The sequence below is a fragment of the Brevibacillus laterosporus genome, from assembly GCF_030489605.1.
GTDB classification, from domain to species: domain Bacteria; phylum Bacillota; class Bacilli; order Brevibacillales; family Brevibacillaceae; genus Brevibacillus_B; species Brevibacillus_B laterosporus_E.
Genome location: NZ_JAUKFY010000011.1, coordinates 1 through 26,511 on the forward strand (window position 1 = coordinate 1; position 26,511 = coordinate 26,511).

Sequence of the window (26,511 nt, forward strand, 5' to 3'; positions counted from 1 at the left end):
GGATAGAGCGTTTGACTACGAATCAAAAGGTCGGGAGTTCGAATCTCTCAGGGCACGCCATATTACATATATCGGGAAGTAGCTCAGCTTGGTAGAGTACTTGGTTTGGGACCAAGGTGTCGCAGGTTCGAATCCTGTCTTCCCGACATTTTTATTTTGCCGGGGTGGCGGAATAGGCAGACGCAACAGACTTAAAATCTGTCGGGAGTAATCCCGTACCGGTTCAAGTCCGGTCCTCGGCACCAATATAATGTGCGGGTGTAGTTCAATGGTAGAACTCCAGCCTTCCAAGCTGGTCGCGTGGGTTCGATTCCCATCACCCGCTCCATTCCATAAGAAAAGAGTGTCCTTAAAGGACACTCTTTTCTTATATAGTGGACAATTAACCTAACTAATGGCAGATGATCATAGTCAATATCACAAATTTATTGAGTGAAAAATACTGATTACTGTCAAGCTCTTGGATATTAGATCATTGAAATAAAAAGCACATCAATTCCAGCTGTAAAAGAAAGAAGCTGAGATGATGTGCTTTTATAGAATGATTATGCATAAAATAAAGCAGATTATTCATTTTATGCATTGATTTGAGATTATCCATTTTATCTAGTGGTAATGCTAAAAGACTTCCTTATTATTGGGATTACAAAGGTAAGCGAATAAAAAAACGTGTAGATATACGATTCGATTCACAATAAATACTGCCATTATGTTTTTCAATAATGTTTTTGCAGATCGATAATCCGATGCCAGTGTTGTCGTCTTTAGTGGAAAAGAAGGGTTGGAAAAGCTTCTCTACAAGATCCTGAGGTATTTCTTCTCCATTGTTTTCGACCATGATAGTAAGACTATCTGTATGTCTGTATGTAGATACCTGTACATGCTTGTATGCGTTTGAACTAACGGCATCAATAGCATTGTTTAATAAGTGAATGAGTACCTGAGTCAAGCCTTCCTTGTAGCAATATAAATCACAAGGTTCTATTCGCATATTTAATGTAACATTCTCAGCATGCAAACGAGGTGTTATCAGTATTTCCACCTCATGAAGTAGATCAGGCAATGAAACCTTTTTATATATTTCATCTAATATAGGTTTCTTGCAGAAGCTTAGAAATCCTGTAATTTGCCGATGAAAGCTATCAAATTCATGCAAAACGACCTGTACATAATTCTCCAAAACACGGTTTCCATCTGTGCTTTCTAAAATTAATTTAAGAAAGCCTTCTATAGCACAAAGTGGGTTTCTTAACTCGTGAGCCATATTAGATGCAATCTTATCAAGCATTTCTAATTTATCATTGTGCAAATAAGAAATGGTTTCTTCCTTTTCACTTAATTCGTTTTGTACCAAATCCTCATAGTTTTGCACAGCTTGGTATAAGGCTTCATCAATCAATATCTTTAATCTTTTTTCCATTAAGGAGAGCTCTTGAGAAGAAATGAAATGGAGTGATATATTTGCTTGGATTTCACCCATATATACATGGTAGAGTATTTGGAATGTTTTTAAGGTTAAGGATAAAGGAAGCTTTTCAGACCAAAACCAGTTGCCTATTTCATAAGAGGATTCCCGGATGTCTTGTTCGTAAGCATCACGCATAAGTAAGAGTGAGATTAAGTAGCAAGGTTTCTCAGCCAATTCTCTAGGCAATGTTACCCGATAGGGATGAAAGAGATCTTCTAACTTATCTAACCATTTATCCGTAATTGTAGGTACTAGCGTTACTAAAAATTTAGAAATTTGCTCATATGTGAGCAATGTAACATGGACCATTACACCTTCACCCTCCTCCATCCTAATCAAGAATACAATTATTTTCAAGCAAAAAATACCCAATTCGTCATAAAATCGTAAGTCAAATTCCGACAAAAGGGAAAGACTTGCGTAAAATGAAGTCAGGTGGTATAACGTTGGCATGTGAGAGAAATGGAAGGAGAAACTAGAATAAAGAATGGGCAAATGACGTAATGATAGTAATAATAGTAAAAAAAGAAAAGTGCGAGTCAGATTCGACATTGATCTGCGTCACATTGCGTAATGGAGATAACCTCGAATGAAATTGACACTGCTGCTCACACTAGATGGGGAGAAACCATGGAAACAAATACTCTAGTCGCTTTATTTCATATTTTTATTATCGATGTGGTTCTAAGTGGAGACAATGCTGTTGTTATCGGGATGGCCTGTCGTGGGCTTTCGCCGATTGATCGAAAGAAGGCAATTCTGTATGGTACGTTAGGTGCTATCATCTTGCGTGTGTTACTTGCGGTTGTGGCTACTTGGATGCTTGCTATTCCTCTGGTAAAAGCAGTGGGAGGAATTATGCTGCTCTACATCTCTCTTAAATTGTTAGGAGGGGATGAGGACACAAACGAGGTTCAAGTTAGCAAAAACAGTGGACAGGCAATCAAAACGATTATTTTGGCAGATTTTATTATGAGTCTAGATAATGTATTAGCTGTAGGTGGTGCTGCCGGTGGCGATGTTATCTTAGTAGTGATCGGTCTTGCTCTGAGTATTCCCTTATTGATGTTTGGTAGCAATCTAATTGCTAATCTGCTGGATCGTTATCCCATCCTTTTATATGTAGGGACAGGTATTCTGGCTTATACAGCTTCTCATATGTTTTTGGAGGACCCTTTTGTCCACGAGAGAATAGCCTCTCATCTTGTTATTCCCAATCAGGCTATTGCAGGTATTATTGTCATAGTCGTATTATTGCTTGGAAAATGGCGTAGTAACCGAATATAGAAGGTCAGGCTAGGAGTGTTTTTATCCTAGCTTTTTTTTGTGCACAAAGAGTAGTGTATGCTGAGTAACATTAATTTTTCATTTTGAACTACGGGAAATTTTGATCTTTTGTAAGCATAAAAGTAAGGTTTGAAATACCTGAACTAGTAAAAATAGAAAAATAGCCCCAGATCATTGCCTTTAGTCATTTATTCCTGGAAATCGAACATATAAATGGTAGTATCACGGGACAAGTTGAGGCTTACCCAACCTAATAGGGAAACACCTTCGATACTTTTTGAGGGAAATGGTGATACTAACATAGATTTTGCGAAAAAATAGTGGAGAAAGTTGAAAAGGAGGCAGGTTCGTTGAATGTGACTATGCTCACCCTATGGGGAATATGGGATAAGATTTATCACTGTTGCAGAAGACTACATTATATTCAACGAGAGCAGAATATCTTTCGCTATATGATCCTTCCATACAGCGGAGAAAGGCTGGAAACGAAAAACGGCTATGTAATTCAAAAGGGAGACCTGGTTATCCGGCTGCATATCCATAATTATTTGTTAGCTAAACGCAGCAAAGGAATATACAGTGATGTACAAATTGGATTAGCATTAGTTCGTGAAGTCAAAAGGTCTTTGCCTCAATTAGCGAATGTGGTGAAGTCTCATCCTAAGGAGAGAGAGATTAAAGGTATTGTGGGTACAACATTGTTATTTAAAGGCAGCGGACAACTCGGATTTTCTATATCTCCTGTTCCAGACATTTGGTATTTTCGATTTAAACGCTGGTACCTCACTTGGTTAAAAATAGTGATGCATCCAAGTGGAAGAAAGGCACCTACTTCAATGGAGCCACTAACACGTGTATATATGTCAAAGGAAGAATTACTCGACCGATTTTAACCCATAGAGACTTATCAATCATTGTATAGCCATAATTTACTTTTTCTAATTCCTACAAAGATAGCTAAATGTTCATCTAAGAAAACATACCAGGTTGGGGAAAACTGCTAGTTTGAAATGAACGATTTTGTACCATTCTACCTCTTAGAAATGGCTAAATGAAATAACGAAAGCATCTGTTTACCTAAAAGTAAATGACAACATTTTTTAGTAATACTAAAATTTTCATTAAAGAGGAAGTATCGATGGACCAAGAAATTACCAAGCTTTCGGCTAAAAATTGGCAGGAATACAGCTAACGAAATTCACACATAGTAAACTTACAAAGCTGGCGAAACGACGTAACACTCACTTGGAAAAAAGATTATTTATTCCTACAGGTATGGTTAGTAGCATTGAAAATATAAGGGGAGTCTTTGCATTTTGAATGCTGCTAACGAAACGTTGGTAGCCAAAAATTTAGATTGGAGTGACTAGATATGCCAAACAACAACGGATCTAGCAACAACCTTCTGGTACCTCAAGCAAACCTAGCTCTTGACCAATTGAAATTCGAAATCGCTTCTGAATTTGGTGTTCAACTTGGCCCAGACACAACTTCTCGTCAAAACGGTTCTGTTGGTGGAGAGATCACAAAACGTCTTGTAAGCTTTGCTGAGCAACAATTGGCTGGACGTTAATAATTAAATAGCTGGATGAAGAAGGCGCCTAAATGGGCGTCTTTTTTTATAGAAATGTCATGGGATTTTTGATCAGGGGAATGGAAACATTTATGCATTGAAAAAGCTTAGGTATTTAATAGAATGGAAAATGAGGCTTATCAACACGGATTGCCACACTTACTTTTGGAGGTTGATGAATGTTACGGAAAATGGTAATTGCGTGTATGACATGTTTGCTCGGAATGCAAACAGGAGTTATACAGGCAGCAGAAAAAAATGAATCCCAGCAAGAAGCGACTTCTACAAATGAATATGAAACGAATACAGATAGATCTGAAGCATCAAAAGTAAATGATGAGTCTAATAAAATTGGGTCTGAAGATTCTGAACAAGCCTCGCTAAAGGACATTGCTGGTCACTCGGCTGAGAAGGAGATTACTTCTTTATATGATAACAAGGTTATTTCTGCCGCAGATGGACTTTTTCGTCCAGATGAAGAGATTACCATGGCCGAATTGATTGTCCTGATATTGAAGAGTAAACAAATTGAGCCGGCTACTGCTGGAAAAAGTAGCTTTGGTGACGTATCCTTGCAAAATTGGGTGTCTCCCTATGCAGAAACAGCTTTTCGTCTAGGTATCGTTCAGGGAACCGTAGAGAACGAAAGAAGAGTGCTTAATCCCAATGACTTAGTAGAAAGACAGGAATTGATTGCAATTCTAAATAGGGCAAGCGGTAAAAGCGGGGAAGTAAATAATGTAAAATGGTCAACAACCTATCATACATTAAAAAGCTATCCGGACAGCCAAGATGTACCTACATGGAGTCAAAGAGAATATGCATATGCCCTGCAAAATGAAAAAACTCAGGATGCCTTAAATGGAAAGCTGGAGCCTGAAAGAAAGGTAACTCGGGCAGAAGCGGCCAGCCAGGTTTATCACTCCGTATTTTTACCTGATAAACAAGAGGATTCAATAAAAAATACTGCTCCTGTAGAGTTTCCTTATAAACGCGTCCTACAAGTAAAAACTACGGCCTATGACTTCACGAATGGACCCACGAAGGGTTACCTTGGTTGGGACCTACGCGAGGGGATTGTCGCTGTTGATCCTGCTGTAATTCCGCTTGGAACCCACTTATTTATCGAGGGTTACGGATATGCTGTAGCGGCTGACATAGGATCGAAAGTAAAAAAGAATCATATTGATTTGTTCATGACTTCTCCTCAAAAGGCGAGAGATCATGGAATTAAGCAAGCAAAGGTGTATATCTTGAATTAACTGGTCATATTTGCCTCCCAAAACGCTCATACTACAAAAAGCGAAGGGGGGCTTTTTCATGAATTGGTTTTTAGGATTACTAGCTGTACTTTTTCTTCTATTGATCATAATAATGATTACCCCAATAAAAATTTTTCTTCATTATCATCGAAAACAGGAAAATGATGTTTTAATCATACATATCCGAGTTTGGAAATTGATTAAAATCAATTATGAGTTGCCCATGATTAACCTCACCCTCAATAAAAATAACCAGCCTGAAGTAGTAGCTAAAGTAAAGAAGAAGGGCGATGTTGTATCCAATACGGAAAATAAGAAAAGCTTTGATACAGAGGATGTCGATCGATGGGTGCATCGAGTCCATGAATTGATTGAACGTGTTCAGGATCTTTACCCAATCCTATGCCAAGCTCTTCGTCATGTGTATTGTGAAAAATTGCAATGGCAAACCACAATCGGGATAGGCGATGCAGCAGCAACGGGGACTCTGACCGGTGTCATTTTGGGGATTAAAAATATGCTGGCATCAATGCTCTCTTATTACATTTCTTTGCAGGAAATGCCTCGTATTAGCGTAGAGCCTATGTGGAATGCTACTATCATCCGAACCGAACTTTCTTGTGTTCTTTTCTTTCGGGTAGGACACGTTATTGTTGCGTTAGTTCGTATCATAATTAAAATGAAGAAAGGGAGTGCGAGGAAATGGCAGATCACCCCATACAGGGCTTAATGAAGACCACCATGGAAAATTTAAAGCATATGGTGGATGTCAATACCATTATTGGTGATCCGGTTGAAACACCGGATGGCAGCGTTATCTTACCCATTTCTAAAGTAGGCTTTGGTTTTGCTTCTGGGGGTAGTGAATTCAAGATTGCTGGAGACTATCATCCTGATCACAGCCATCCGTTTGGTGGAGGTAGTGGTGGAGGTGTGTCTATTACTCCAGTTGCGTTTTTGGTTGTGGGTAAACAAGGTGTTCGTTCTATCCCACTGGAGAATTCGACCCATTTATACGATCGTATCCTGGATTCGCTTCCGCAAATTGTGGATAAGTTCTCAGGCATGTGTAATAGCAAGAAAAATCAAGGCGAAGAAAGCTGTTCACATACCGGAACATACACACATCCAATGCATGAGGATCTAGGGGATTTGCTTGATAAGCAATAACATGTGGATAGTATCACTGATAAAAAAAGAGCCGTTGAGGAAGTATCCCTCAACAGCTCTTTTTTAACTGCATGATTATTGTTCTAATTCAACTAAAAGATCTCCTACTTCAATACTGTCTCCTTCGTTGACGTGAATAGCTTTAATTGTTCCGTCAGCAGGGGCCTGAAGGGTAGTCTCCATTTTCATTGCTTCACTTACAATTAAATTATGTCCTCGGGAGATGGAATCGCCTGGTTTTACTAATACTTTTAGGATTTTTCCTGGCATAGATGCTCCAATATGGCCTGGATTTTTGCGATCAGCCTTTAAGCGTACGGAGGCTGATACTTGTGCAGATAGATCACGTACTGTAATAATGCGGTTTTGACCGTTTAAATCAAAGTTTACTTTACGTGTTCCATCAGGCAGCACTTCTCCAATATTGTTTAGCTTAATGATCAGGGTTTTTCCTTGTTCAATCGTAACAGAGGTTTCTTCACCTAAACGCAAGCCATAGAAGAAGGTTGATGTTTCTAAATTAGACAGGTCACCATATAGCTTGGAGGTTTGTTCATATTGTAGGAACACTTGTGGATACATGATGTATGATAACACTTCCAGATCATCCACCTTACGTTCCACTTTTTCCTCTACCTCTTGTTTTACTTTGTCAAAATCGATAGGGGAAAGCAATTCACCAGGTCGGCATGTAAATGCTTTTCGTCCCTTTAAAATAATTTTTTGCAGCTTTTCTGGGAACCCATTAGGCGGCTGCCCTAGATAGCCTTGGAAAAATTGAATGACACTGTCTGGGAAATCAATTCTATCTCCTTTTTCATAAATGTTTTCTTCATCCAAATCATTTTGGACCATAAACAGAGCCATATCGCCAACTACTTTGGAAGACGGTGTTACTTTTACAATATCGCCAAACATTTTATTGACAGTGCTGTACATTTTCTTCACTTCGTCCCAGCGACCTTCTAAGCCGACAGCCTTTGCTTGCTGTTCCAAGTTAGAATACTGGCCACCTGGCATTTCATGCTGGTAAACCTCAGCACTGGTGGATTTCATATCGCTGGCAAACCCTTGGTACATCGGACGAACATCTTCCCAGTAGTCGGATAGCTTATTGAAGCCGTCTAGATCAAGCTTTGTATCCCGTTCAGTCCCTTCAAGCAGGGCTACCAGGGCATTGAGGCTTGGCTGAGAGGTAAGACCAGACATTGAGCTTACGGAAGCATCTACAATATCTACCCCTGCTTCAATAGCTTTAACCAGCGTAGCACCGCCGTTACCGGAGCTGTCATGTGTATGCAGATGGATAGGAATGCCGATCTCCTGCTTTAGAGCATGGACAAGCTGATAAGCGGCATATGGTTTTAAGAGTCCTGCCATGTCCTTGATCGCAAGGATGTTAGCTCCTGCTTTTTCAAGCTGTTTGGCCAGCTCTACGTAATAGGATAAAGAGTATTTGGTGCGATTTGGATCAAGAATATCGCCTGTATAGCAAATTGCCGCTTCAGCGACCTTGCCTGATTCGCGTACAGAATCAATGGCCAGCTCCATGCCTGGGAGCCAGTTCAGGCTGTCGAATATACGGAATACATCAATACCATTCTCAGCAGATGCTTTAATAAATGCCTTAACCGCATTGTCTGGGTAATTGGTGTAGCCTACCGCATTTGCTCCGCGCAACAGCATTTGGAATAGGACATTTGGAATTTTTTCGCGTAATAGACGCAAGCGTTCCCATGGTGATTCACTTAAGAAGCGCATGCTGGTATCGAATGTTGCACCGCCCCACATTTCCAAGGAGAATAAATCTCCGCCCAATTTACCCGTTGCTTCGGCAATCGCAAGCATATCGTAGGTACGCACCCTTGTGGCAAATAGGGACTGATGGGCATCACGGAAGGTGGTATCTGTCAGTAAAACCTTATTTTGGGCCTGAATCCATTTAGTTAAGCCTTCAACGCCTTCAAGCTCCAAAATTTGTTTTGTACCGGCTGGATAAGGCTGATCAAACGGTGTTTTTGGCACGCGAGGAGAATGAAACAGCGGCTTCTCCTCCTTTGATAGCCCAGGGTAACCATTAACTGAGATATTTCCAATGTAATTAAGCAATCGTGTACCACGGTCCTGCACACCTGGGAATTTGAATAATTCCGGCTTGGAATCAATAAAGGATGTATTGTAATTACCTGATAAGAAATCAGGATGTGTTACCACGTTTTTCAAGAATGGCAGATTGGTTTTAACACCGCGAATCCGAAACTCTCGCAAGCTACGGAGCATTTTGCGCGAGGCTTGCTCAAATGTATTTGCATAGGTACAAATTTTAACCAGCAGGGAGTCGTAGTATGGTGTAATGACAGCTCCAGGATACCCGTTGTTTCCGTCTAAGCGCACGCCAAATCCTTCGCCAGAACGCCACGCCAGCAATTTTCCGGCATCAGGGATAAAGCCGTTTTCTGGATCTTCTGTTGTAACGCGACATTGGATGGCATAGCCGCTCATTTTAATGTCATTTTGCGAAGTAATGCCTATTTGCGGATCGCTTAAATGTAAGCCCTCTGCTACACGAATTTGGGTTTGCACGATATCAATGCCAGTAATCAGCTCTGTAATCGTATGTTCTACCTGAATCCGTGGGTTTACCTCAATAAAATAGAACTTATTATCCGGTGTAAGTAAGAACTCAACGGTTCCTGCGTTTGAATAACCAGCCGTTTTCATTAAGGTTAGAGCAGCTTGACAGATTTCTTCACGCAGCTCATCAGAGAGTGTTGTACTAGGTGCTACTTCAACGACTTTTTGATGTCTGCGCTGGATAGAACAATCGCGCTCAAATAAGTGGACCAGGTTACCATACTGATCTCCTATGATTTGTACTTCAATATGTTTTGGATTTTCCAGATACCGTTCCAGATAAACCTCTGCATTGCCAAAAGAAGAGTTGGCTTCAGAACGGGCTCTTTCCAAGCCCTCCTGCAATTCCTCAGGTCCTCGAACAATTCGCATGCCTCGACCGCCGCCGCCAGATACCCCTTTAATAATGATAGGGAAACCTGCTTGACGCGAAAACTCCAAGGCTTCATCCAACGATTCAATGGACTCTTCTGTGCCTGGAATGACTGGGATACCAGCTTCAATTGCCAGTTTACGGGCTTCTACTTTATCGCCGAATTTCTTGATTAGATCGGAAGAGGGACCGATGAAAATAATTCCTTCTTCCTTACAACGACGTGCAAACTCTTCATTTTCCGATAAGAAGCCATAACCGGGATGGATAGCATCGATATTGTGTCTTTTCGCAATCTCAATGATTCCCTCGATATCCAGATAAGCTTCAATCGGGCCTTTTCCCTCACCAATTAAGTAAGATTCATCGGCTTTGAATCGGTGAAGTGAAATATTGTCTTGCTCAGAGTAAATGGCAACAGTACGGATTGATAACTCAGTAGCGGCACGGAAAATACGAATGGCAATTTCTCCGCGGTTGGCTACTAGCAGTCTTTTAATTTTTCTCTGCTCCATGATTTTTCTCCCCTATCGTTATGTAAGTGGCAGGTTAACATCTCTATCATGTGCTTTCTTTCCATGATACAGAAAAACACCTGTATTTACATTAATTTTCGTACCATTTTTCTTGCCTTTTCAGCTAATGAGACAAATTCGTGACTTTATCTACAACTATACCCAAAAAAGGGAGTTTTGAACAAAACGGTAAAGAAGTTAATTGTTTGATTTTAACATCATGATCAGAATAACCAAATTAGAGAGGAAACCTACTTTTCTTCTCCTACGAAACATTATAAAATAGGTTAGCGTTGAACGAAAGAATCATAGATTGCACAGTTATGGCAATGTGAATAGGAGAATACATAATATGAAACTAATGATCGTGGTGGTGGTTACCATGTTGATTAGCTGTGTAGAAACAGTCTCTTATGCTGCGAGGCTTTCTGGTGCGCGCACAGGAAAAATTGGCGCTTCTACTTCGCTTTTCAACATATTGGTGTTATTCGCCCGGTTTGCTGTTATGAGTCAGTCCATACTGTTGGCCTCTATGCTTGAAGCTGTTACACGCTTTAAGGATAAAATTCCCCTCATGAACTACGAGCAATTAATCAATGATTTGTTAATAAATTTTCGTATTGTTCTGTTCGGAATGAGTATGGGCATTGTGCTGGGGATGTTTCTGTTGCCTACCGTTACACGCGTGCTGGCCATTGGTACACGTAAATTGGATAAGCATGGCAGTGTCCCTAAAATTTTTCGTAGCGAAGGCATTCTGCGTCTATTTTGGAAAATGCCCTCTCAATTTTGGATTCCATCGTTTCGAAATAATTGGCAGATTATAAAAGAAACCCGCATCGGTGCTAATTTCTTTTGGATGAATGCCGTTATTTTTTCCTTTTATTCCATTGCTATCCTATCATCGCTGTATGCAGGGGTTCTTGTACCTGATCATCGCACGGTGGCAAACCAAATGGCTACGGTCATTAATGGAGTAGGAACCATCTTATTGGTTATTTTTGTTGATCCGATTTGTTCAAAGCTGCTTGATGATGTAGTTAGTGATGCCCGACCTTATAAGGACCTAAAGGTTACGGTTTTTCACCTCGGTGCTGGACGGTTAGTCGGTACGGTAATTGCACAAGTTTTACTATTTCCATTTGCTTACTTAATATCACTGATTGCACCACATATTTAAAAAAGAAGAGAACTGGCATATACATGTAGTCTGTAACGGCGCAATTCCTCTCGAAAAGGTGGGAATGCGCTTTTTTGTTGGTTTTATCTAGGGTGAATTCTGCGGGGGTACAGAGAAAATTCTGATAGACGTGAAAAAAGGCAGTCATCAGGGTAATTTTTAAAGAGTAAATAAATTCCTGCCTATGTTAGATGCTGTAAGACGGATGATAAAATTAAATTGATCTAATCCTGATATGGACGGTGTATTATGCATGAAACGGTTTACCGCTTCTTTTTTTTGTCCAAAATGGGGAGAGGAGGGAATCATATGGACCTGCTAAGAAGAGAGCCAGTGGAGATTTGGAGATTGCTTATTCCACGAAAACAGTGGTTATTTGCTCAAGATACTGATCCCAGTGAATTTATTTTCGGCTATCGAGATAAAGTATACGTGGTTAACGAGGATGGTTCTGTGATTTCACTGCCTAGACCCCTGCATATAGAGCGGATGAGCGTTGTTCAACTACTCGATTTAATGGTAATGGGATCAGGTACATTTGATTACGATGATAATGGTATTTTTGATGTTGGCGGAGTGTTAAAGGATATGGGGTATATGGCGGCCATTGGATCGGAAAAGCACGATTATCAGATAGAGATTGTTAATACTCTTGATCCTGATAAGATGAGTAGCAGCTATGTACTAAAGGGCGTAAGCTTCACTTTTGCCCTCTATCACGCTATTCTGCGATGTCATGAGTTAAATTTGAAAAGTGACGGGTTATTTGAACATGAGGTTAAGGAAATTGTAAAGATTGAACCTGGAAAATATAAAACCAAACGCTATTTACATTAAGAATTACATTTTTAAACGTTTTGATAGTGAAAAGTTTCAAAAAAACATGTATGATAATTGTACTACATAGTTACAAAGTTAGAGGAGGGTTATCTATGTCTGCAATTGAACGTCAAGGTGTCGTTACTTTTAAAGATCAACCAGTTACACTGCTAGGTCCAGAAATTAAAGTGGGAGATGCAGCTCCTGAGTTTTCCGTGCTTGCAAACAACCTAAGCCCAGTAACACTGGCTGATTCCAAAGGGACAATTCGTCTTATTTCTGTAGTGCCATCCTTAGATACAGGTGTTTGTGATCAACAAACTCGCCGTTTTAATGAAGAGGCAGCTAAGCTAGACAATGTGACAATTCTGACCGTTTCTGTTGATTTGCCATTTGCGCAGGCACGTTGGTGCGGAGCGGCTGGTATTGATAAAGTTCAAACAGTATCAGATCATCGTGATCTTTCCTTCGGTTTGGCTTATGGCGTAGTTATTAAGGAACTTCGTTTATTGTCCCGTGCAGTATTCGTTGTAGATTCTAATGATAAGGTTGTTTACGTAGAATATTTGCCGGCAGTAGGCCAGCATCCTAATTACGAAGCAGCAATTGAAGCGGTAAAAGCAGCAAAATAAGGAAAGAGCATGCGCGGTTTCTTTATTCATAAAGGAAATGAAAAGTCCTCTCACATTAGAGAGGGCTTTTTTATGTTTGGAAAAGTTAAGTACAGTAAAAAAATTTAGCATTTAAGAATAAAGCTTTTAAATGGTTTTTTTGCATGAGGAATTGATAACAATTGGTAAAATTATTGACTTTTATAGATGTGCTACCCCATAATATGGATAAAATTGTTTTTATAAAATTTCAATTTATCTCATAATTCATTCAACTACTCGTGCAAAGCAGGTGACGTATGGAGAAAAAGCAGACAGAACCTTTGCTGGAAGTCTCTAACCTAGAAGCTGGCTTCCGCATTAACAATCAATTTTATAATGCGGTGGATGGTGTTTCCTTTTCGGTTGATCCTGGCAAAGTGATTTGTATCGTTGGAGAATCAGGTTGTGGGAAAAGCGTCATGTCGTTATCCATTATGGGATTGCTGCCAAAGGAAACAGGAAGAGTGGCTAATGGAAGCATTCTTTTCCAAAATAAAAATTTGGTGGGACTCACAGCGGATGAATTGAATAAAATACGTGGGAAAGAGCTGGGGATGATCTTTCAGGAGCCTATGACAGCCTTAAATCCCGTGTTTACGATTGGATTCCAAATAGAAGAGGTTTTGTTCAATCATCTGAAAATTTCGAAAGATGAAGCGAGAAATCGTTCCATTGAATTGCTTTCACATGTTGGAATCCCGCGACCGGAAAAACTGGTGGACCAATATCCTCATCAGCTATCGGGAGGAATGAGGCAACGGGTCATGATCGCCATGGCCATTGCATGTCAGCCAAAGCTACTGATTGCCGATGAACCTACTACTGCCTTAGACGTTACGATTCAAGCCCAGATTTTAGAACTATTACGCGACATTCAATCAAAGAGCGGGATGTCTGTCATGCTGATTACGCACGACTTAGGAGTAGTAGCTGAAATGGCAGATGAAGTAATGGTCATGTATGCCGGTAAAATTGTGGAGCAAGGCAGTGTGGACCAAATTTTCTATGAGCCAAAGCACCCATACCTACAGCTCCTGTTGGAATCTATTCCCAAGCTCGATGAAGACAAAGATCGACTGTATTCCATAAAGGGGATAGTGCCGTCACTGGTCAACATGCCAAGGACAGGATGCAGATTTGCTTCCCGATGTCCAATGGTCATGCTAGAGTGTACCGCGGTCTCGCCAGAGCTAGGCGATATTGGTGATTCACATAAAGTACGTTGCCTACTTTACCCTCAAAGCCAACCTAACGAAATTGCGGAGGCGTCGCTATGAACCAAACCACTGCTGATACAAAAAGCAAGATGTTGTTAGAAGTCAAAAACCTTAAAAAATATTATCCCATCACAGGAGGATTATTTAAACGAAAAATTGGGGAAGTGAAGGCAGTAGACGATATTTCCTTTGTCCTAAGAGATGGAGAAACACTTGGACTGGTAGGGGAATCCGGCTGTGGAAAATCGACAGCAGGACGTACCATTTTGCGGTTAACCGAACCGACAGCAGGTAGCATTTACTTTGATAATAAGGACATTACAAGCATGAAAGGCAAACCGCTGTGGGATACCCGCCAACATATGCAGATGGTTTTTCAAGACCCCTATGCTTCCTTAAATCCTAAGATGATGGTGGGACATCTGGTAGCCGAACCAATTCGAAATTACACCAATCAACCGGAAAAAGATATAAAAGCTGAGGTAATGGAACTGCTTGTACGTGTCGGTTTACCAGAAGAGGCTTATTATAAATATCCTCACGAATTCTCTGGTGGTCAAAGGCAACGGGTTGGCATTGCAAGAGCATTAGCACTAAAGCCTAAATTAATATTGGCAGACGAGCCTGTTTCGGCTTTGGATGTATCAGTCCAATCACAGGTCTTGAATCTTTTGCAGGATTTACAAGAGGAATTTAAATTGTCCTATTTGTTTATCGCTCATAACTTAAGCGTTGTTAAGCATATCAGTGATCGGATAGGGGTTATGTATCTCGGTCGGTTGGTTGAAGTAACCGATAAGCACAGCTTGTATAAAGAGCCGTTGCATCCGTACACACAAGCGCTACTATCTACAATTCCTGTACCAGATCCGCGAGCTAGATTCAATCGGGAGCGAATTATTTTACAAGGGGATGTTCCTTCACCGGAGAAGCCGCCTAGTGGCTGTGCGTTTCATCTTCGCTGTCCATACGTGAAGCAGGAGTGCAAAGAGATAAAACCGAGCTTAAAGGAGGTGAGTGAAGGACATCAGGTTGCTTGCCATTTATATTAATCAAGGAACTCTAATCAAAATATAGCAAGGGGGATTATTACATGAAAAAGAAAAATATGATTGTCCTATCAGCTCTTTTAGCTTTATCGATGGGCGTAGTAGGTTGTTCTAAGCCAGCGAATACAACACAAACCAAATCAACTGAGCCAACACAAGCAACTGCTACTGAACAGCAGCCTAAGGATGGCGGAAAAATTGTTTACGCTTATGAAAGTCCGTTTCAAGGCTTATTGGATCGTAGCTTTTATGAAGGAGATGACGACGATCGCATCCTGCGTTTTATGACAGATTCTTTGCTGGATACAGGGGATGATTTAAAGACCTATCCGAAAATCGCTTCTTGGAAAGAAAGCCCCGATCATTTAACCTATACGTTTACCTTTAAAAAGGGTGTAAAATGGCACAATGGTGATGAGTTAACGGTAGAGGACTGGTTATATGCCTTTGAGGTAATCGGGCATAAGGATTATAAAGGCTCACGCTATTCTAATGTAAAAATGATTGCAGGAATGGATGAATACAATAAAGGAACTGCAAAAACCATTTCCGGCGTAAAAATTATTGATCCGTATAATATTGAAATCAAACTGAAAAAGCCGATGGTGAATTTCTTAGATAATATTTGGTCGAATCCAATGCCCAAAAAATATTATGCAGGCATTGCTGTAAAAGACCTCCCAAATTCTCCAAAAGTTCGTCAGCAACCGATCGGACTTGGACCCTTTAAAGTGAAAAAAATTCAACCAGGTGAGTTTGTTGAATTAGAACGCTTTGATGATTACTGGCAAGGCAAACCTCATTTGGATGGGATTATATATAAAATTATTGATGGAAAATTAGCAAATAGCTTGTTGAAAAAAGGCGAAGTTGACATTATGGCAATTCCGCGTTCCCAGGTTAAAGAGATAGAAAAAAATGATAATTTAATATTGAAGGAAGTGGATGAGCTTGCGTATAGCTATATTGGATTTAAGCTAGGTCACTGGGATGAAAAGCAAAGGAAAAATGTAATGGATAATCCGAAATTTGCTGATAAGCGGTTACGTCAAGCAATGGCCTATGCACTGGATCGTAAGGCATTGGCTGAGGCATTTGAAAATGGCAAGGCTGAACCGCTTAACTCACCAATGCCACCTGTAAGCTGGGCGAAGGTTCCGGCTGATCAAATTAATGCGTACGAATATAATCCTGAGAAAGCAAAGCAATTGCTGGACGAGGCAGGATATAAAGATATTAATGGGGACGGATTCCGTGAAGATCCTCAAGGTAAGAAATTCACAATTAATTATGATGCGATGACACGCGATGAGACTGCTGAGCCTCGAGCACAAGCAGTCATGCAATTCTGGAAAGATGTAGGCTTGGATGCAAAACTAAATGGTGGAGCATTAAAAGAATTCAACTTATTTTATCGAACAGTCGAAAAAGATGAGCCAAGTGTTGAGGTGTTCGCCGGAGCTTGGTCTTTAGCGAATGATCCTGATCCAACAGGCTTATGGAAAGCAGATGATCTCTGGAATTTTCCTCGATGGGTAAATCCAGAATCAGATAAATTGATTGAAGAAGGAATCAGTGAAAAAGCTTTTGATGAAAAGTATCGCAAAGAGGTTTATTATAAATGGCAAAAACTGGTTAACGAAGAAGTGCCGATGATTATCATGCACGCCAGAAAGGATATCACTGCAGTCAACAAACGTCTACAAGGTGTTCACATCAACTCCTTTACCAATCAAATAGATACTCATAAATGGTGGGTTACCAACTAAAACAGCTGTAGAACAAGGGGAGTGTACGAATGGTTGCGTTTGCGCTGCGGAGATTTTTAACCATGATTCCAATTCTGATTCTGATCTCCATTGCGGTGTTCACCCTGGCAAAATTAATGCCAGGGGACGCCCTTTCGGGGAAGATTGACCCTAATAATGCCAATCCCGAGTATATAGCCAAAATGCGAGAATCGCTAGGATTTAACGATCCCATTCCTGTTCAATATGGCCGTTGGGTTAGTGGTTTTTTACGGGGAGATTTAGGTGACTCGTTTAATCATAAAATGCCAGTTACTCAACTGATCGGCGAGCGGTTACCGAATACTATTTTTTTAATGAGCATGTCTTTGGTTTTTACTTATATGGGTGCTTTGGTGATGGGGATGATTGCAGCTCGGCGTCGATTTACGTGGATAGATAATATTATTGTGACGATGAATTATATTGGATATGCCATTCCATCGTTCTTTGCAGCTATTGTATGCATATATGTGTTTGCTATTTTATTGGGGTGGGTGCCTGCGAGCGGTTCTATCGGTGTGGATGTCGAGCAGGGAACCTTATCTTACTATTTGAGCAAAGTAGGGCATACGATCCTGCCTGCTGCTGTGCTTGGCCTGTTTAATACAGCCGCCTACACTCAATTTTTGCGCAACGACATTATTGAAGGCAGCGGTAAGGATTATGTACGTACGGCCATGGCAAAGGGTACAGGTGAATCTGCTATTTATAACAAGCATATTTTGCGTAATTCTCTGATCCCGATGGTAACATTTCTAGGACTTGACATCGGTAATCTGCTCGGGGGAGCGGTAATAGTCGAAACCATCTTTACCTATCCTGGACTGGGACAACTCTTTATCAATTCCATTAACAACCGAGATTATTCTGTCGTTATGTCGATCACCATGCTGTTAACCTTTATGGCGTTATTAGGTAATCTGATCGCGGATTGGTTGTACAGTGTTGTTGATCCACGGATACGATTGAAATAGGGAGGAAAGAGATATGGAACCCGTTATTACACCCAACAGTCCAGAAGCTTCTGCTCAGCAGGAGAAACGCCGGGGAACTTCACCATGGGCGATCGGAATGCGCAAATTTGCAAAAAATAAACTAGCAATCGCTAGTATTATTTTCTTAGCAGTGATCTTTTTGATTTGTTTTTCAGCAGATTTTTTAACTCATTACGATCCCATTAAAATTGATATCCGCAATTTGAACCAAGCCCCTAGTTCTGAGCATTGGTTAGGTACAGATAAGGGGGGACGCGATGTTTATACACGGCTTTTATATGGCGGGCAAATTTCGCTGACAATAGGTCTTTCCATTACATTCTTTGTCGTTATCTTCGGTACTCTGATAGGGTCTGTGGCTGGTTATTTTGGCGGATTGGTAGATAATTTACTGATGCGTTTTACGGATTTTATCATTACATTTCCGTTTCTCATATTTGTTATTGTATTGAACTCGGTCTTTACGGCCTCGGGAGTACTAACACTTATTACAGTAGTCAGTGTACTTAGCTGGGGCTCTACTGCGAGGATGGTACGTGGCAAGATTTTAGCGGAAAAAGAGAATGAATATGTGCATAGCGCTATCTCAATTGGATGTACGCCTGCACAGGTTATTATCAAGCATATTTTACCTAATGTTATCTCCACTATCATTGTACAGGGGGTTTATTTGTTGGCTTCCATGATCGTAGTAGAGACAGGACTTAGCTTTTTAGGCTTTGGTGTTCCTTCTAACGTACCGTCTTGGGGGAATATCATGTCAGATGCGGTCTCTCCGGAAGTCATTGAACAACAATGGTGGATTTGGCTGCCAGCAGGAGCTTGTATTACATTGACAATTTTAGCGATTAATTTCGTAGGAGAAGGCCTGAAGGACGCTTTTAATCCAAAATCTCTGCGTTAGCCTAAAATAAAAATTTCTTCGGATGAAGCCTTTCTTACTCTGTTTCTCTCTAGAGGACGCAGAGTGAGAAGGGCTTTTGTGCTATACTAACGGTAATCATTTCTCAGAGCGAGGATACAAATATGAAAGAGCTGTTATTACGTTTTCATGCAAGTGAGCAACAAGCAGGGCGCAGTTTACGGGAGGTCCTACAAAAAGACTATGAGATATCTCGCAAACTGTTGATCCGGGCTAAATTCAGCGGTGAGATACAAATAAATGGAGAACTTGCTTTTGTAACACGAATTGTAGAAGCAGGGGATATTATTACAATCTGGATGGATGAGGAAGAGTCTGAAAACCTTGAGCCTGAGGCAATGGATTTACAGATTCGATATGAGGACGAGGATGTTTTGGTACTAGCAAAGCCTCCTGGAATAGTAGTCCACCCAACCGGCATGCATGTGACAGGAACCTTGGCAAATGGTGTCATCCATTACTGGCAGCAAAAGGGAGAACGCCGTAAATTTCGGCCAGTGAGCCGATTGGATAAGGATACGACTGGGCTAATTATTATTGCTAAAAATCAGTGGGCCCATGACCGGTTCTCACGGATGCAAAAAAATCGAAGCCTAAAAAGACGTTACCAAGCCCTCGTTCATGGATGTGTAACTCCGCAAAGCGGAGTAATCGACGCACCTATTGGGCGCAAAGAGGAATCCATTGTAGAGCGTGAGGTTCGCCCTGATGGACAGCAGGCGGTAACACATTATCAGGTGTTGAAAAGCACAGATGAATTAAGTCATATTCAGCTGCAATTAGAAACAGGACGAACCCATCAGATACGTGTCCATATGAGTTATTTAGGTTATCCATTGCTTGGAGATGATCTATATGGAGGAAGGCGTGAGCTTATTGGCAGACAAGCGTTACATGCCTTTGAGCTACGTTTTCAACATCCGCGTACTGGCGAGGAAATATGTCTAACAGAGCCACTTCCAGAAGATATGCAGAAAATCGTAGAATGTTCAGAATAGTTCTGGTCAAAATGATTCGTTTGCTTTATTATGGAAGAAGGAGTGAAAGGGATCATGACAAATGTGCCCCTGCCTCGTTATACAGACGATGCTTACATTTTAGCCACAGGATTTGCCCAACTGCCTAAGGGAACACCTTTGACGGATACCCAAAAGATGTTTGCCTGTTCTTTAGTGATTGATAGTCGAACAGACCAGGTGGTTGATGCGTCATTTACTTTTTTAATGGGGTTAAATGAAGAATTTATTCGGGGCTTGGTGATCGGTGCATACCTGCCATCAGAATGGGAGAAGCTGCAGGCAACCATTCGTAAGCGTGCTTTGGTACCGACACAAGGAACAGTGCTTCAAGCTCTCCGCTCTGCATTGGATCGATATTTGGAAGGTAAACAGCAGGTTTAAGATACCTTGGTATGGAAAAAGATAGCAGAGTGACACTGGGTGTTTATGGGGAATAATCCTAAGAAGATTTTTCTCGATGAAGTAAACATAAGCCAGTTGTTCATACTGCCATACAATAAGTGACTTGAAAGGAGTATTCCTTTTGGTTTTTTCTTGTGTGGCTTTATGTGCAACTGGTTTTTTTGTTCATGGAAAAAAGGTGGGAGGTGAAGTCATGAAGCTAGTTAGCTATCAACGAAAAAAAGAGATTACAGCGTTAGAAAATCGGGTAGAATGGCGGGCCGGTTTATATGTTGGAAAGGGTGTTATGGATGTAGCCGAGACAGTGGAAGGGGCTCCAGCAACCATGCAGGGCTTATTAAACGAATGGGACAAATGGTACCCCTGTTTACTTGAACAACAGCTAATCGAGCATGAAGATATGATTCCTTTGGAAGAGATACAATTAGGTGCTCCTATTCCTCGCCCGCCCAGCTTTCGAGACTTTTATGCATTTGAACAGCATGTAAAGACGTGCCGAAAGCGCAGAGGCCTTGAAATGGTTCCAGAGTGGTATCAGTTACCTGTCTTTTATTTTTCAAATCCGGCTGCATTTATCGGAACAGAAGCCAATATCACTAAACCAAAGCAAACAAAGTCTCTTGATTACGAGTTAGAGATTGCCTGTGTCATTAGTAAAAAAGGAATAGATATCCCCATAGAAAGGGCAGATGAGTATATCGCCGGCTTTATGATTCTAAATGATTGGAGTGCGCGCGACCTTCAACGCGAGGAAGTGAAAGTGGGACTTGGACCTGCTAAGGCTAAGGATTTTGCAACCTCCACAGGTCCTTGGTTGGTGACCGCTGATGAACTAAGCGATCATATTATTCCCTCCTCAAATGGAAATCGTTATGATCTGCAAATGACAGCAAGAATAAATGGCGAGCAGTACTCGCGCGGGAATTTTGCAGATATCTATTATACATTTGCTCAAATGATTGCGCGTGCTTCCGAAGATTGTTTTTTGTACCCTGGAGATGTTATCGGCTCCGGTACGGTAGGCAGTGGATGCTTATTAGAATTAGGTGGTGGAGAACAGCACAATTGGCTGCAGCCAGGAGATGTTGTTGAATTGGAAATCGATCATCTGGGTATTCTGCGAAATACCATTATAGAAGCATAAGAGGAGGAATGTTTCATGCCATTTTACGTAAAAATGGGCGAAGTGCCACGGAAACGCCATACCAGATTTTTTAAGCCCAATGGTGAGCTGTACCGTGAGCAACTGATGGGCACAAAAGGTTTTTCTGGGATTCAATCCATTTTGTATCATCACAACCCTCCAACACAAGTGACGGAAGTAAAGAAAATTGCTACCATCGATATGCAATATGTGGAGCGCGAGGAGTTACGTCATCAGCACTTTCTGAGCTTCGATGCTCCAAAAGGGGGAGACCCTATAGTAGGACGTCGGTACTTATTGGGAAATGATGATGTGGTAATGGCTGTCTGTTCCCCCACTGAGGAAATGGATTATTATTATCGTAACTCGGAAGGAGACGAGGTCGTCTTCGTTCATAAGGGCGAGGGAGAACTTCAAACCATCTTTGGTACAATTACGTATCGACCGGGCGATTATTTAGTTATCCCGATTGGTACGACTTACCGAATTGTACCATCAACGGAGGATACGCGTTTTCTTGTAATTGAATCTCAAAATGAAATAGTTCCGCCTAAGCGTTATCGAAACGAGCATGGACAATTGTTGGAACATTCTCCGTTTTGTGAGCGGGATATACGTTTGCCGGAACGATTGGATACACATGTGGAGGAAGGGAGCTTTGAAGTTCGAGTCAAACAAAATCATACATTATATAGCTATACATTTGATTTTCATCCGTTTGATGTGGTTGGATGGGATGGCTATTTATTCCCCTATGCGCTGAGTATTCATGATTTTGAACCGATAACGGGCCGCGTGCATCAGCCACCTCCAGTTCATCAGACATTTGCCGGTCAGAATTTTGTGATTTGTTCCTTTGTCCCCCGTTTATACGACTATCATCCTCAGGCTATTCCAGCACCGTATTACCACAGTAACGTAGAGAGCGATGAGGTTCTGTATTATGTGGATGGCAACTTTATGAGTCGAAAAGGTGTGGTAGAAGGTTCCATAACCCTGCATCCCATGGGAATTCCGCATGGACCTCATCCAGGTAAAATCGAGGCAAGCATTGGGAAAAAAGAGACGAAAGAGCTGGCGGTCATGCTGGATACTTTCCGTCCGTTAAAAGCAACAAAGCAGGCGCTCGCAATAGAAGATACGGCTTATATGTATAGCTGGCTACCTGTAAAGAAATAGGGGAAAAAGGAGGCATGGCGTGTGGAGCTACGAATAAGCGAGTTAGAGAGACAGGAAAAATATAAACTATTGATAGGTGGCATCATTCCGCGTCCCATTGCCTGGGTTACGTCGCATAATCCAGAAGGTGTGGTAAATGCAGCACCGTTTAGTTATTTTAATGTTGCTTGCATTGACCCGATGATGATTTCCATAGCGGTTGCGCGAAAACCAGGGCAGGTGATGAAAGATACAGCTCGGAATATCTCGGAAACAAAGGAATTTGTCGTTAACACAGTAGATGTGCATAATGTTGCGTTGGTAAATGAGACCTCAGCCGACTTTCCAGCAGATCAAAGTGAGGTAGAGGCGCTAGGACTTGATCTGACCCCTTCTCAAGCAATCAAAGTACCGAGGTTAGCATTATCTCGAATTCATTTTGAATGCAAGCTACATCAGATTGTTACATTAGGTGAGCCGGCCGCTTCTGATTTAATCATTGGCGAGGTTGTACATGTGCATATAGATGATTCCATGTACTTTAATGGAAAAATTGATGCTGAAAAATTTGCTCCTGTCAGCCGTTTAGCTGGGCATACGTACGCCACGTTAGGTGAATTGTTTGATCATCCTCGACCTGTATACGATCCTAAAAAATATTAATAAACAGGAAAAAGGCACCCTCTATAGTGAGGGTGCCTTTTGTATTATTGCTTGAGTTCAATACCTGCTAGCCATTTTTCTACTATTTCTGGGTGAGCGTCAATCCATTCCTTGGCAGCATCATCAGGCTCCACGCCTTCCTGAATGCGAACCATTACTTGCGCCATATCTTCTGGAGTCCATTTAAACTGGCGCAGGAATTGATAAGCATCTGGTAAATCCTCTTGCAATCCTAATCGGACGATCGTGTGGATTTGTTCGTCTTCTCCAAATGATTTTTTAGGATCGTCAAGATACTTTAATTTCATTTTGGCGAACATCCAATGTGGTGTCCAGCCTGTAACAACAATTGGCTTTTGCTGGCTGTACGCTTTTTGCAGCTCAGTAGCCATTGCCGCGGATGAAGCCTCCATCAGAGTCCAGTCCGTTAGTTGATAATCCTGCAGCATTTTAGTAGCTGCTGACATCAGACCAGCTCCAGGCTCAATCCCGATAATTGTTGTTTTCATAGCATTTTTTATATCAGAACGTCTTAAGTCATCAATAGACGTGATATTCATATATTCTGGAACAACCAAACCAAGTCGTGTACCTTCTAAATTTGCTCCTAGGTCTTCTACATGATCCTTGTTTTTAGCGTAGAAGCTAGCATGCGTTTTAGGCAGCCAAGCAGCAACAAGGGCATCAGCACTCTTGGTCGCAACACCTGTCCACATTGGACCTGCTTCAACCTGTAACATATTAACCTGATAACCTAACTTTTGTTCTAAAACTTGTTTTACTACATGTGTGCTAGCAATTTCAGAATCCCATGCTACATAGGAAAGAGTAATGTTTTTGGCATTGCCGCCACCATTACCAGCAACACCATTTACAATGCTAGAAATAACCAAAATGGCGATTGAGGCTAAAATAAATGGTTTACGATATTTTAGAGCAGGCTTTGCTGATTTCTTCTCTCGTCCTTTAATGAGTGTTTGGGTAAATCGATCCAAAATTATCGCTAGAATAACAACAGCAATCCCTGCTTCAAAGCCTACACCGGTTTTTGTTTGTGTAACGGCACGGTAAACATCCGAACCCAAGCCTTGTGCTCCGATCATGGATGAAATAACAACCATCGATAGCGACAGCATAATAGTTTGGTTAATCCCAGCCATAATGGAAGGGATGGCTAATGGCAATTGCAGCTTGATTAATTTTTGCATAGGTGTAGAACCAAATGCATCTGCTGCCTCTACTAAATCCTCAGGTACTTGTCGAATCCCTAAGTTTGTTAGTCGAATAGTTGGAGGAATCGCAAAGATAACGGAAGCAATTACACCTGGTACCACGCCGAGTGAGAAGAACGTAACCGCTGGCAGCAGATATACGAATGCTGGCATGGTCTGCATGAAATCTAAAATAGGTGTGACGATGCTTTGAGCCGTATTTTTCTTTGCGCACCAAATCCCAATCGGCACCCCAAGAAGAATGGAAATCATGGCCGCTGTTAGGACCTGAGCTAATGTCATCATTGTTTGTGGCCAATAGCCAAGGTTATAGATAAGGAGTAAGCCCAATAAAGAAAAGAGAGCCATTCTCCAGCGTGCTACAAAATAAATGATCAGGGAGAACAACACGATAAAGAGCAGAGCAGGAATATTCATAAATAGCCACTCAAAACCGCTAACCAACCCGCCGATAATAGCACTAATTACTGCAAATAAGGGACCTAAGGAAGCATCAAACCATGCTTCTAATGATTCAATCCATGAACCTAAAGGAATTTTAAACATATTCATTATACTGTTTCACCGCCTTCTGTGTTACCGGAGAGTGCGGCTAGTACGGCTCCGCGGATGATAATTCCCTGCAAGCGATTTCCCTCATCTACGACTGCTACAGGGACTCGGGTAGAGCTTACGATATCAAATAGTTCATTGAGCACTGTATCGGGGGCGACAGTAGGAACCTCTTCCTTTATCAGAATATCCGCTAGCTTTTTCCCCTCTTTAACTGCCTGAACGGCATCATCAGCAGTGATGGCTCCAAGTAAACGTTTATGGGTGTCTACCACATATAAAGTCGATACCCCGCGTTCTTGCATAAATTGCAGGGCAACACGCGGCCCGCGTTCCAAGGTAATAGTTTCAGGGCGTTTCATAACTTGAGTAGCTGTAAGCACCTTGGACAGGTCTACGTCCTCTACAAAGCGTTCTACATATTTATTAGCCGGGTTGGTCAAAATTTCTTCCGGTGTTCCAACCTGGACGACATTTCCATCCTTCATTAAGGCAATACGGTCACCAATCCGTAATGCTTCATCCAAATCATGCGTGATAAAAATAATGGTTTTTTTCATTTTTGTTTGTAATTCTAAGAGCTCATCTTGCATCTCTTTGCGTATCAAAGGATCAAGAGCACTAAACGCTTCGTCCATCAGCAAAACATCGGGATCATTGGCTAAGCCGCGAGCAAGACCGACACGTTGCTGCATACCGCCGCTAAGCTGATCAGGCAAGGAGTATTCCCAGCCTTTTAAACCAACCAATTCAAGAGATTTCATCGCTTTTTTTTGTCTTTCGGCTTTAGGTATTCCCGATACTTCTAAGCCGTACTCTACATTTTCCAAGACTGTACGATGTGGAAAAAGAGCAAATTTTTGGAAAACCATTGTGATATTTTTACGTCGCACTTCCCGAAGATCTTCTTGATTTAAGGATACGATATCCTTTCCATTAATAAACACATGGCCATCTGTCGGCTCAATGAGACGGTTCAATAGTCGCACTAAGGTGGATTTGCCGCTGCCCGACAGCCCCATTATAACGAATATCTCTCCAGCCTCTATTGAAAAAGAAGCTTGATTTACCCCAACAGTCATTTTTGTCTCTTTGAGGATTTTTTCTTTGGTCCAGCCCTCTTTGAGCAGAGGTATTGCTTTTTTTGGATCACGTCCAAATACTTTTGTTAAATTTTTGACTTCAATAATTGGCATGAAGACACTCCCTTCTTCTGGTAATTTCTTCTTTTGCTCCCAGAGAAAACGTTCAATTTCGTAATGAAACGCTCCGGTAAGTGTATGAAAAATGTATGAACATGAGCAAACAGGAAATAACTTGATCAAGTACGTACAGAAAAAACTTTACGCACTTTATGTACAGTATACTCCATTTTTCGTAAAATTTCACCTATACCCAGTCCTTTACTGGGGTATGGTTGCCTTCTACAATAAA

The 26,511-nt window shown here is 41.3% G+C and carries 23 protein-coding genes and 3 tRNA genes; 22 read left to right on the forward strand and 4 right to left on the reverse strand.

Translation table 11 applies throughout. The annotated features are described in order from the left end of the window. Window positions 1–72 precede the first annotated feature (72 nt). From QZ995_RS13255 to QZ995_RS13265, 3 genes are all read left to right on the forward strand, one after another. Window positions 73–146 (forward strand) — tRNA-Pro (locus QZ995_RS13255). Window positions 147–158: 12 nt separating this feature from the next. Continuing rightward, window positions 159–245, forward strand: a tRNA-Leu gene (locus tag QZ995_RS13260). Between the two features lie 9 nt (window positions 246–254). Then, a tRNA-Gly gene (locus QZ995_RS13265) sits at window positions 255–328 on the forward strand. Between the two features lie 315 nt (window positions 329–643). On the opposite strand, the gene QZ995_RS13270 is transcribed toward QZ995_RS13265, so the two are convergent. Next, the gene (locus QZ995_RS13270; protein ID WP_301807546.1) at window positions 644–1,777 is read right to left on the reverse strand and encodes a sensor histidine kinase; all 1,134 of its coding nucleotides are present in this window, start codon (window positions 1,775–1,777) and stop codon (window positions 644–646) included. Window positions 1,778–2,098: 321 nt separating this feature from the next. On the opposite strand from QZ995_RS13270, the gene QZ995_RS13275 reads away from it, so the two are divergent. The 6 genes from QZ995_RS13275 to ytfJ all read left to right on the forward strand — a co-directional run bounded on the left by QZ995_RS13275 (window position 2,099) and on the right by ytfJ (window position 6,760). Continuing rightward, on the forward strand, window positions 2,099–2,755 hold the full coding sequence (locus QZ995_RS13275; protein WP_301807549.1) for a TerC family protein: 657 nt from the start codon (window positions 2,099–2,101) through the stop codon (window positions 2,753–2,755). A 356-nt stretch (window positions 2,756–3,111) separates the two neighbouring features. Then, window positions 3,112–3,648: a YkoP family protein gene (locus QZ995_RS13280; RefSeq protein ID WP_301807934.1), complete on the forward strand. Its 537-nt coding sequence runs from the start codon at window positions 3,112–3,114 to the stop codon at window positions 3,646–3,648. A gap of 479 nt (window positions 3,649–4,127) precedes the next feature. After that, a complete protein-coding gene (locus QZ995_RS13285; protein WP_301807552.1) occupies window positions 4,128–4,328 on the forward strand; it encodes an alpha/beta-type small acid-soluble spore protein in 201 nt (66 codons plus the stop codon). 179 nt (window positions 4,329–4,507) lie between these two features. Further along, entirely contained in the window at window positions 4,508–5,590 is a 1,083-nt protein-coding gene (locus tag QZ995_RS13290) for a 3D domain-containing protein (protein WP_301807554.1), read from the forward strand. A 58-nt stretch (window positions 5,591–5,648) separates the two neighbouring features. Beyond that, window positions 5,649–6,320: a DUF2953 domain-containing protein gene (locus QZ995_RS13295; protein WP_301807556.1), complete on the forward strand. Its 672-nt coding sequence runs from the start codon at window positions 5,649–5,651 to the stop codon at window positions 6,318–6,320. Continuing rightward, entirely contained in the window at window positions 6,293–6,760 is a 468-nt protein-coding gene (gene ytfJ, locus QZ995_RS13300; protein WP_301807557.1) for a GerW family sporulation protein, read from the forward strand. The genes QZ995_RS13295 and ytfJ overlap by 28 nt, the downstream gene beginning before the upstream one ends. A 75-nt stretch (window positions 6,761–6,835) precedes the next feature. On the opposite strand, the gene pyc is transcribed toward ytfJ, so the two are convergent. Continuing rightward, a complete protein-coding gene (gene pyc, locus QZ995_RS13305; protein WP_301807558.1) occupies window positions 6,836–10,282 on the reverse strand; it encodes a pyruvate carboxylase in 3,447 nt (1,148 codons plus the stop codon). Window positions 10,283–10,634: 352 nt separating this feature from the next. Here pyc and QZ995_RS13310 point away from each other — a divergent pair, with 352 nt between their 5' ends. The 13 genes from QZ995_RS13310 to QZ995_RS13370 all read left to right on the forward strand — a co-directional run bounded on the left by QZ995_RS13310 (window position 10,635) and on the right by QZ995_RS13370 (window position 23,293). Then, window positions 10,635–11,462, forward strand: a complete 828-nt coding sequence (locus QZ995_RS13310; RefSeq protein WP_301807560.1) for a lipid II flippase family protein — start codon at window positions 10,635–10,637, stop codon at window positions 11,460–11,462. A gap of 309 nt (window positions 11,463–11,771) precedes the next feature. After that, window positions 11,772–12,299, forward strand: coding sequence for a hypothetical protein (locus tag QZ995_RS13315; protein WP_301807562.1), 528 nt, complete (start codon window positions 11,772–11,774; stop codon window positions 12,297–12,299). A 95-nt stretch (window positions 12,300–12,394) separates the two neighbouring features. Next, the gene (gene tpx, locus QZ995_RS13320; RefSeq protein WP_301807564.1) at window positions 12,395–12,913 is read left to right on the forward strand and encodes a thiol peroxidase; all 519 of its coding nucleotides are present in this window, start codon (window positions 12,395–12,397) and stop codon (window positions 12,911–12,913) included. Window positions 12,914–13,191: 278 nt separating this feature from the next. Then, the gene (locus tag QZ995_RS13325; RefSeq protein WP_301807566.1) at window positions 13,192–14,211 is read left to right on the forward strand and encodes an ABC transporter ATP-binding protein; all 1,020 of its coding nucleotides are present in this window, start codon (window positions 13,192–13,194) and stop codon (window positions 14,209–14,211) included. Next, the gene (locus QZ995_RS13330; protein WP_301807569.1) at window positions 14,208–15,203 is read left to right on the forward strand and encodes an ABC transporter ATP-binding protein; all 996 of its coding nucleotides are present in this window, start codon (window positions 14,208–14,210) and stop codon (window positions 15,201–15,203) included. The genes QZ995_RS13325 and QZ995_RS13330 overlap by 4 nt, the downstream gene beginning before the upstream one ends. A 41-nt stretch (window positions 15,204–15,244) precedes the next feature. Beyond that, window positions 15,245–16,969 (forward strand): oligopeptide ABC transporter substrate-binding protein, encoded by a 1,725-nt coding sequence (gene opp4A, locus QZ995_RS13335; protein ID WP_301807572.1) that lies wholly within the window; start codon window positions 15,245–15,247, stop codon window positions 16,967–16,969. A 29-nt stretch (window positions 16,970–16,998) separates the two neighbouring features. Next, window positions 16,999–17,964: an oligopeptide ABC transporter permease gene (gene opp4B, locus QZ995_RS13340; RefSeq protein WP_301807575.1), complete on the forward strand. Its 966-nt coding sequence runs from the start codon at window positions 16,999–17,001 to the stop codon at window positions 17,962–17,964. Between the two features lie 13 nt (window positions 17,965–17,977). Continuing rightward, entirely contained in the window at window positions 17,978–18,889 is a 912-nt protein-coding gene (gene opp4C, locus QZ995_RS13345) for an oligopeptide ABC transporter permease (protein WP_301807577.1), read from the forward strand. A 122-nt stretch (window positions 18,890–19,011) separates the two neighbouring features. After that, the gene (locus QZ995_RS13350) at window positions 19,012–19,905 is read left to right on the forward strand and encodes an RluA family pseudouridine synthase (protein ID WP_301807581.1); all 894 of its coding nucleotides are present in this window, start codon (window positions 19,012–19,014) and stop codon (window positions 19,903–19,905) included. A 54-nt stretch (window positions 19,906–19,959) separates the two neighbouring features. Continuing rightward, the gene (locus QZ995_RS13355; protein WP_301807583.1) at window positions 19,960–20,307 is read left to right on the forward strand and encodes a DUF3870 domain-containing protein; all 348 of its coding nucleotides are present in this window, start codon (window positions 19,960–19,962) and stop codon (window positions 20,305–20,307) included. A 214-nt stretch (window positions 20,308–20,521) separates the two neighbouring features. Continuing rightward, the gene (locus QZ995_RS13360; RefSeq protein WP_301807584.1) at window positions 20,522–21,472 is read left to right on the forward strand and encodes a fumarylacetoacetate hydrolase family protein; all 951 of its coding nucleotides are present in this window, start codon (window positions 20,522–20,524) and stop codon (window positions 21,470–21,472) included. Between the two features lie 15 nt (window positions 21,473–21,487). Then, window positions 21,488–22,651: a homogentisate 1,2-dioxygenase gene (locus tag QZ995_RS13365; protein WP_301807586.1), complete on the forward strand. Its 1,164-nt coding sequence runs from the start codon at window positions 21,488–21,490 to the stop codon at window positions 22,649–22,651. A gap of 21 nt (window positions 22,652–22,672) precedes the next feature. Further along, window positions 22,673–23,293, forward strand: a complete 621-nt coding sequence (locus tag QZ995_RS13370; protein WP_301807588.1) for a flavin reductase family protein — start codon at window positions 22,673–22,675, stop codon at window positions 23,291–23,293. A 44-nt stretch (window positions 23,294–23,337) separates the two neighbouring features. Here QZ995_RS13370 and QZ995_RS13375 read toward each other — a convergent pair whose 3' ends face one another. Beyond that, entirely contained in the window at window positions 23,338–25,077 is a 1,740-nt protein-coding gene (locus QZ995_RS13375) for an ABC transporter permease/substrate binding protein (protein WP_301807590.1), read from the reverse strand. Beyond that, complete coding sequence (gene proV, locus QZ995_RS13380) at window positions 25,077–26,273, reverse strand: glycine betaine/L-proline ABC transporter ATP-binding protein ProV (RefSeq protein WP_301807595.1); 1,197 nt, start codon at window positions 26,271–26,273, stop codon at window positions 25,077–25,079. The genes QZ995_RS13375 and proV overlap by 1 nt, the downstream gene beginning before the upstream one ends. Window positions 26,274–26,511: the final 238 nt, after the last annotated feature.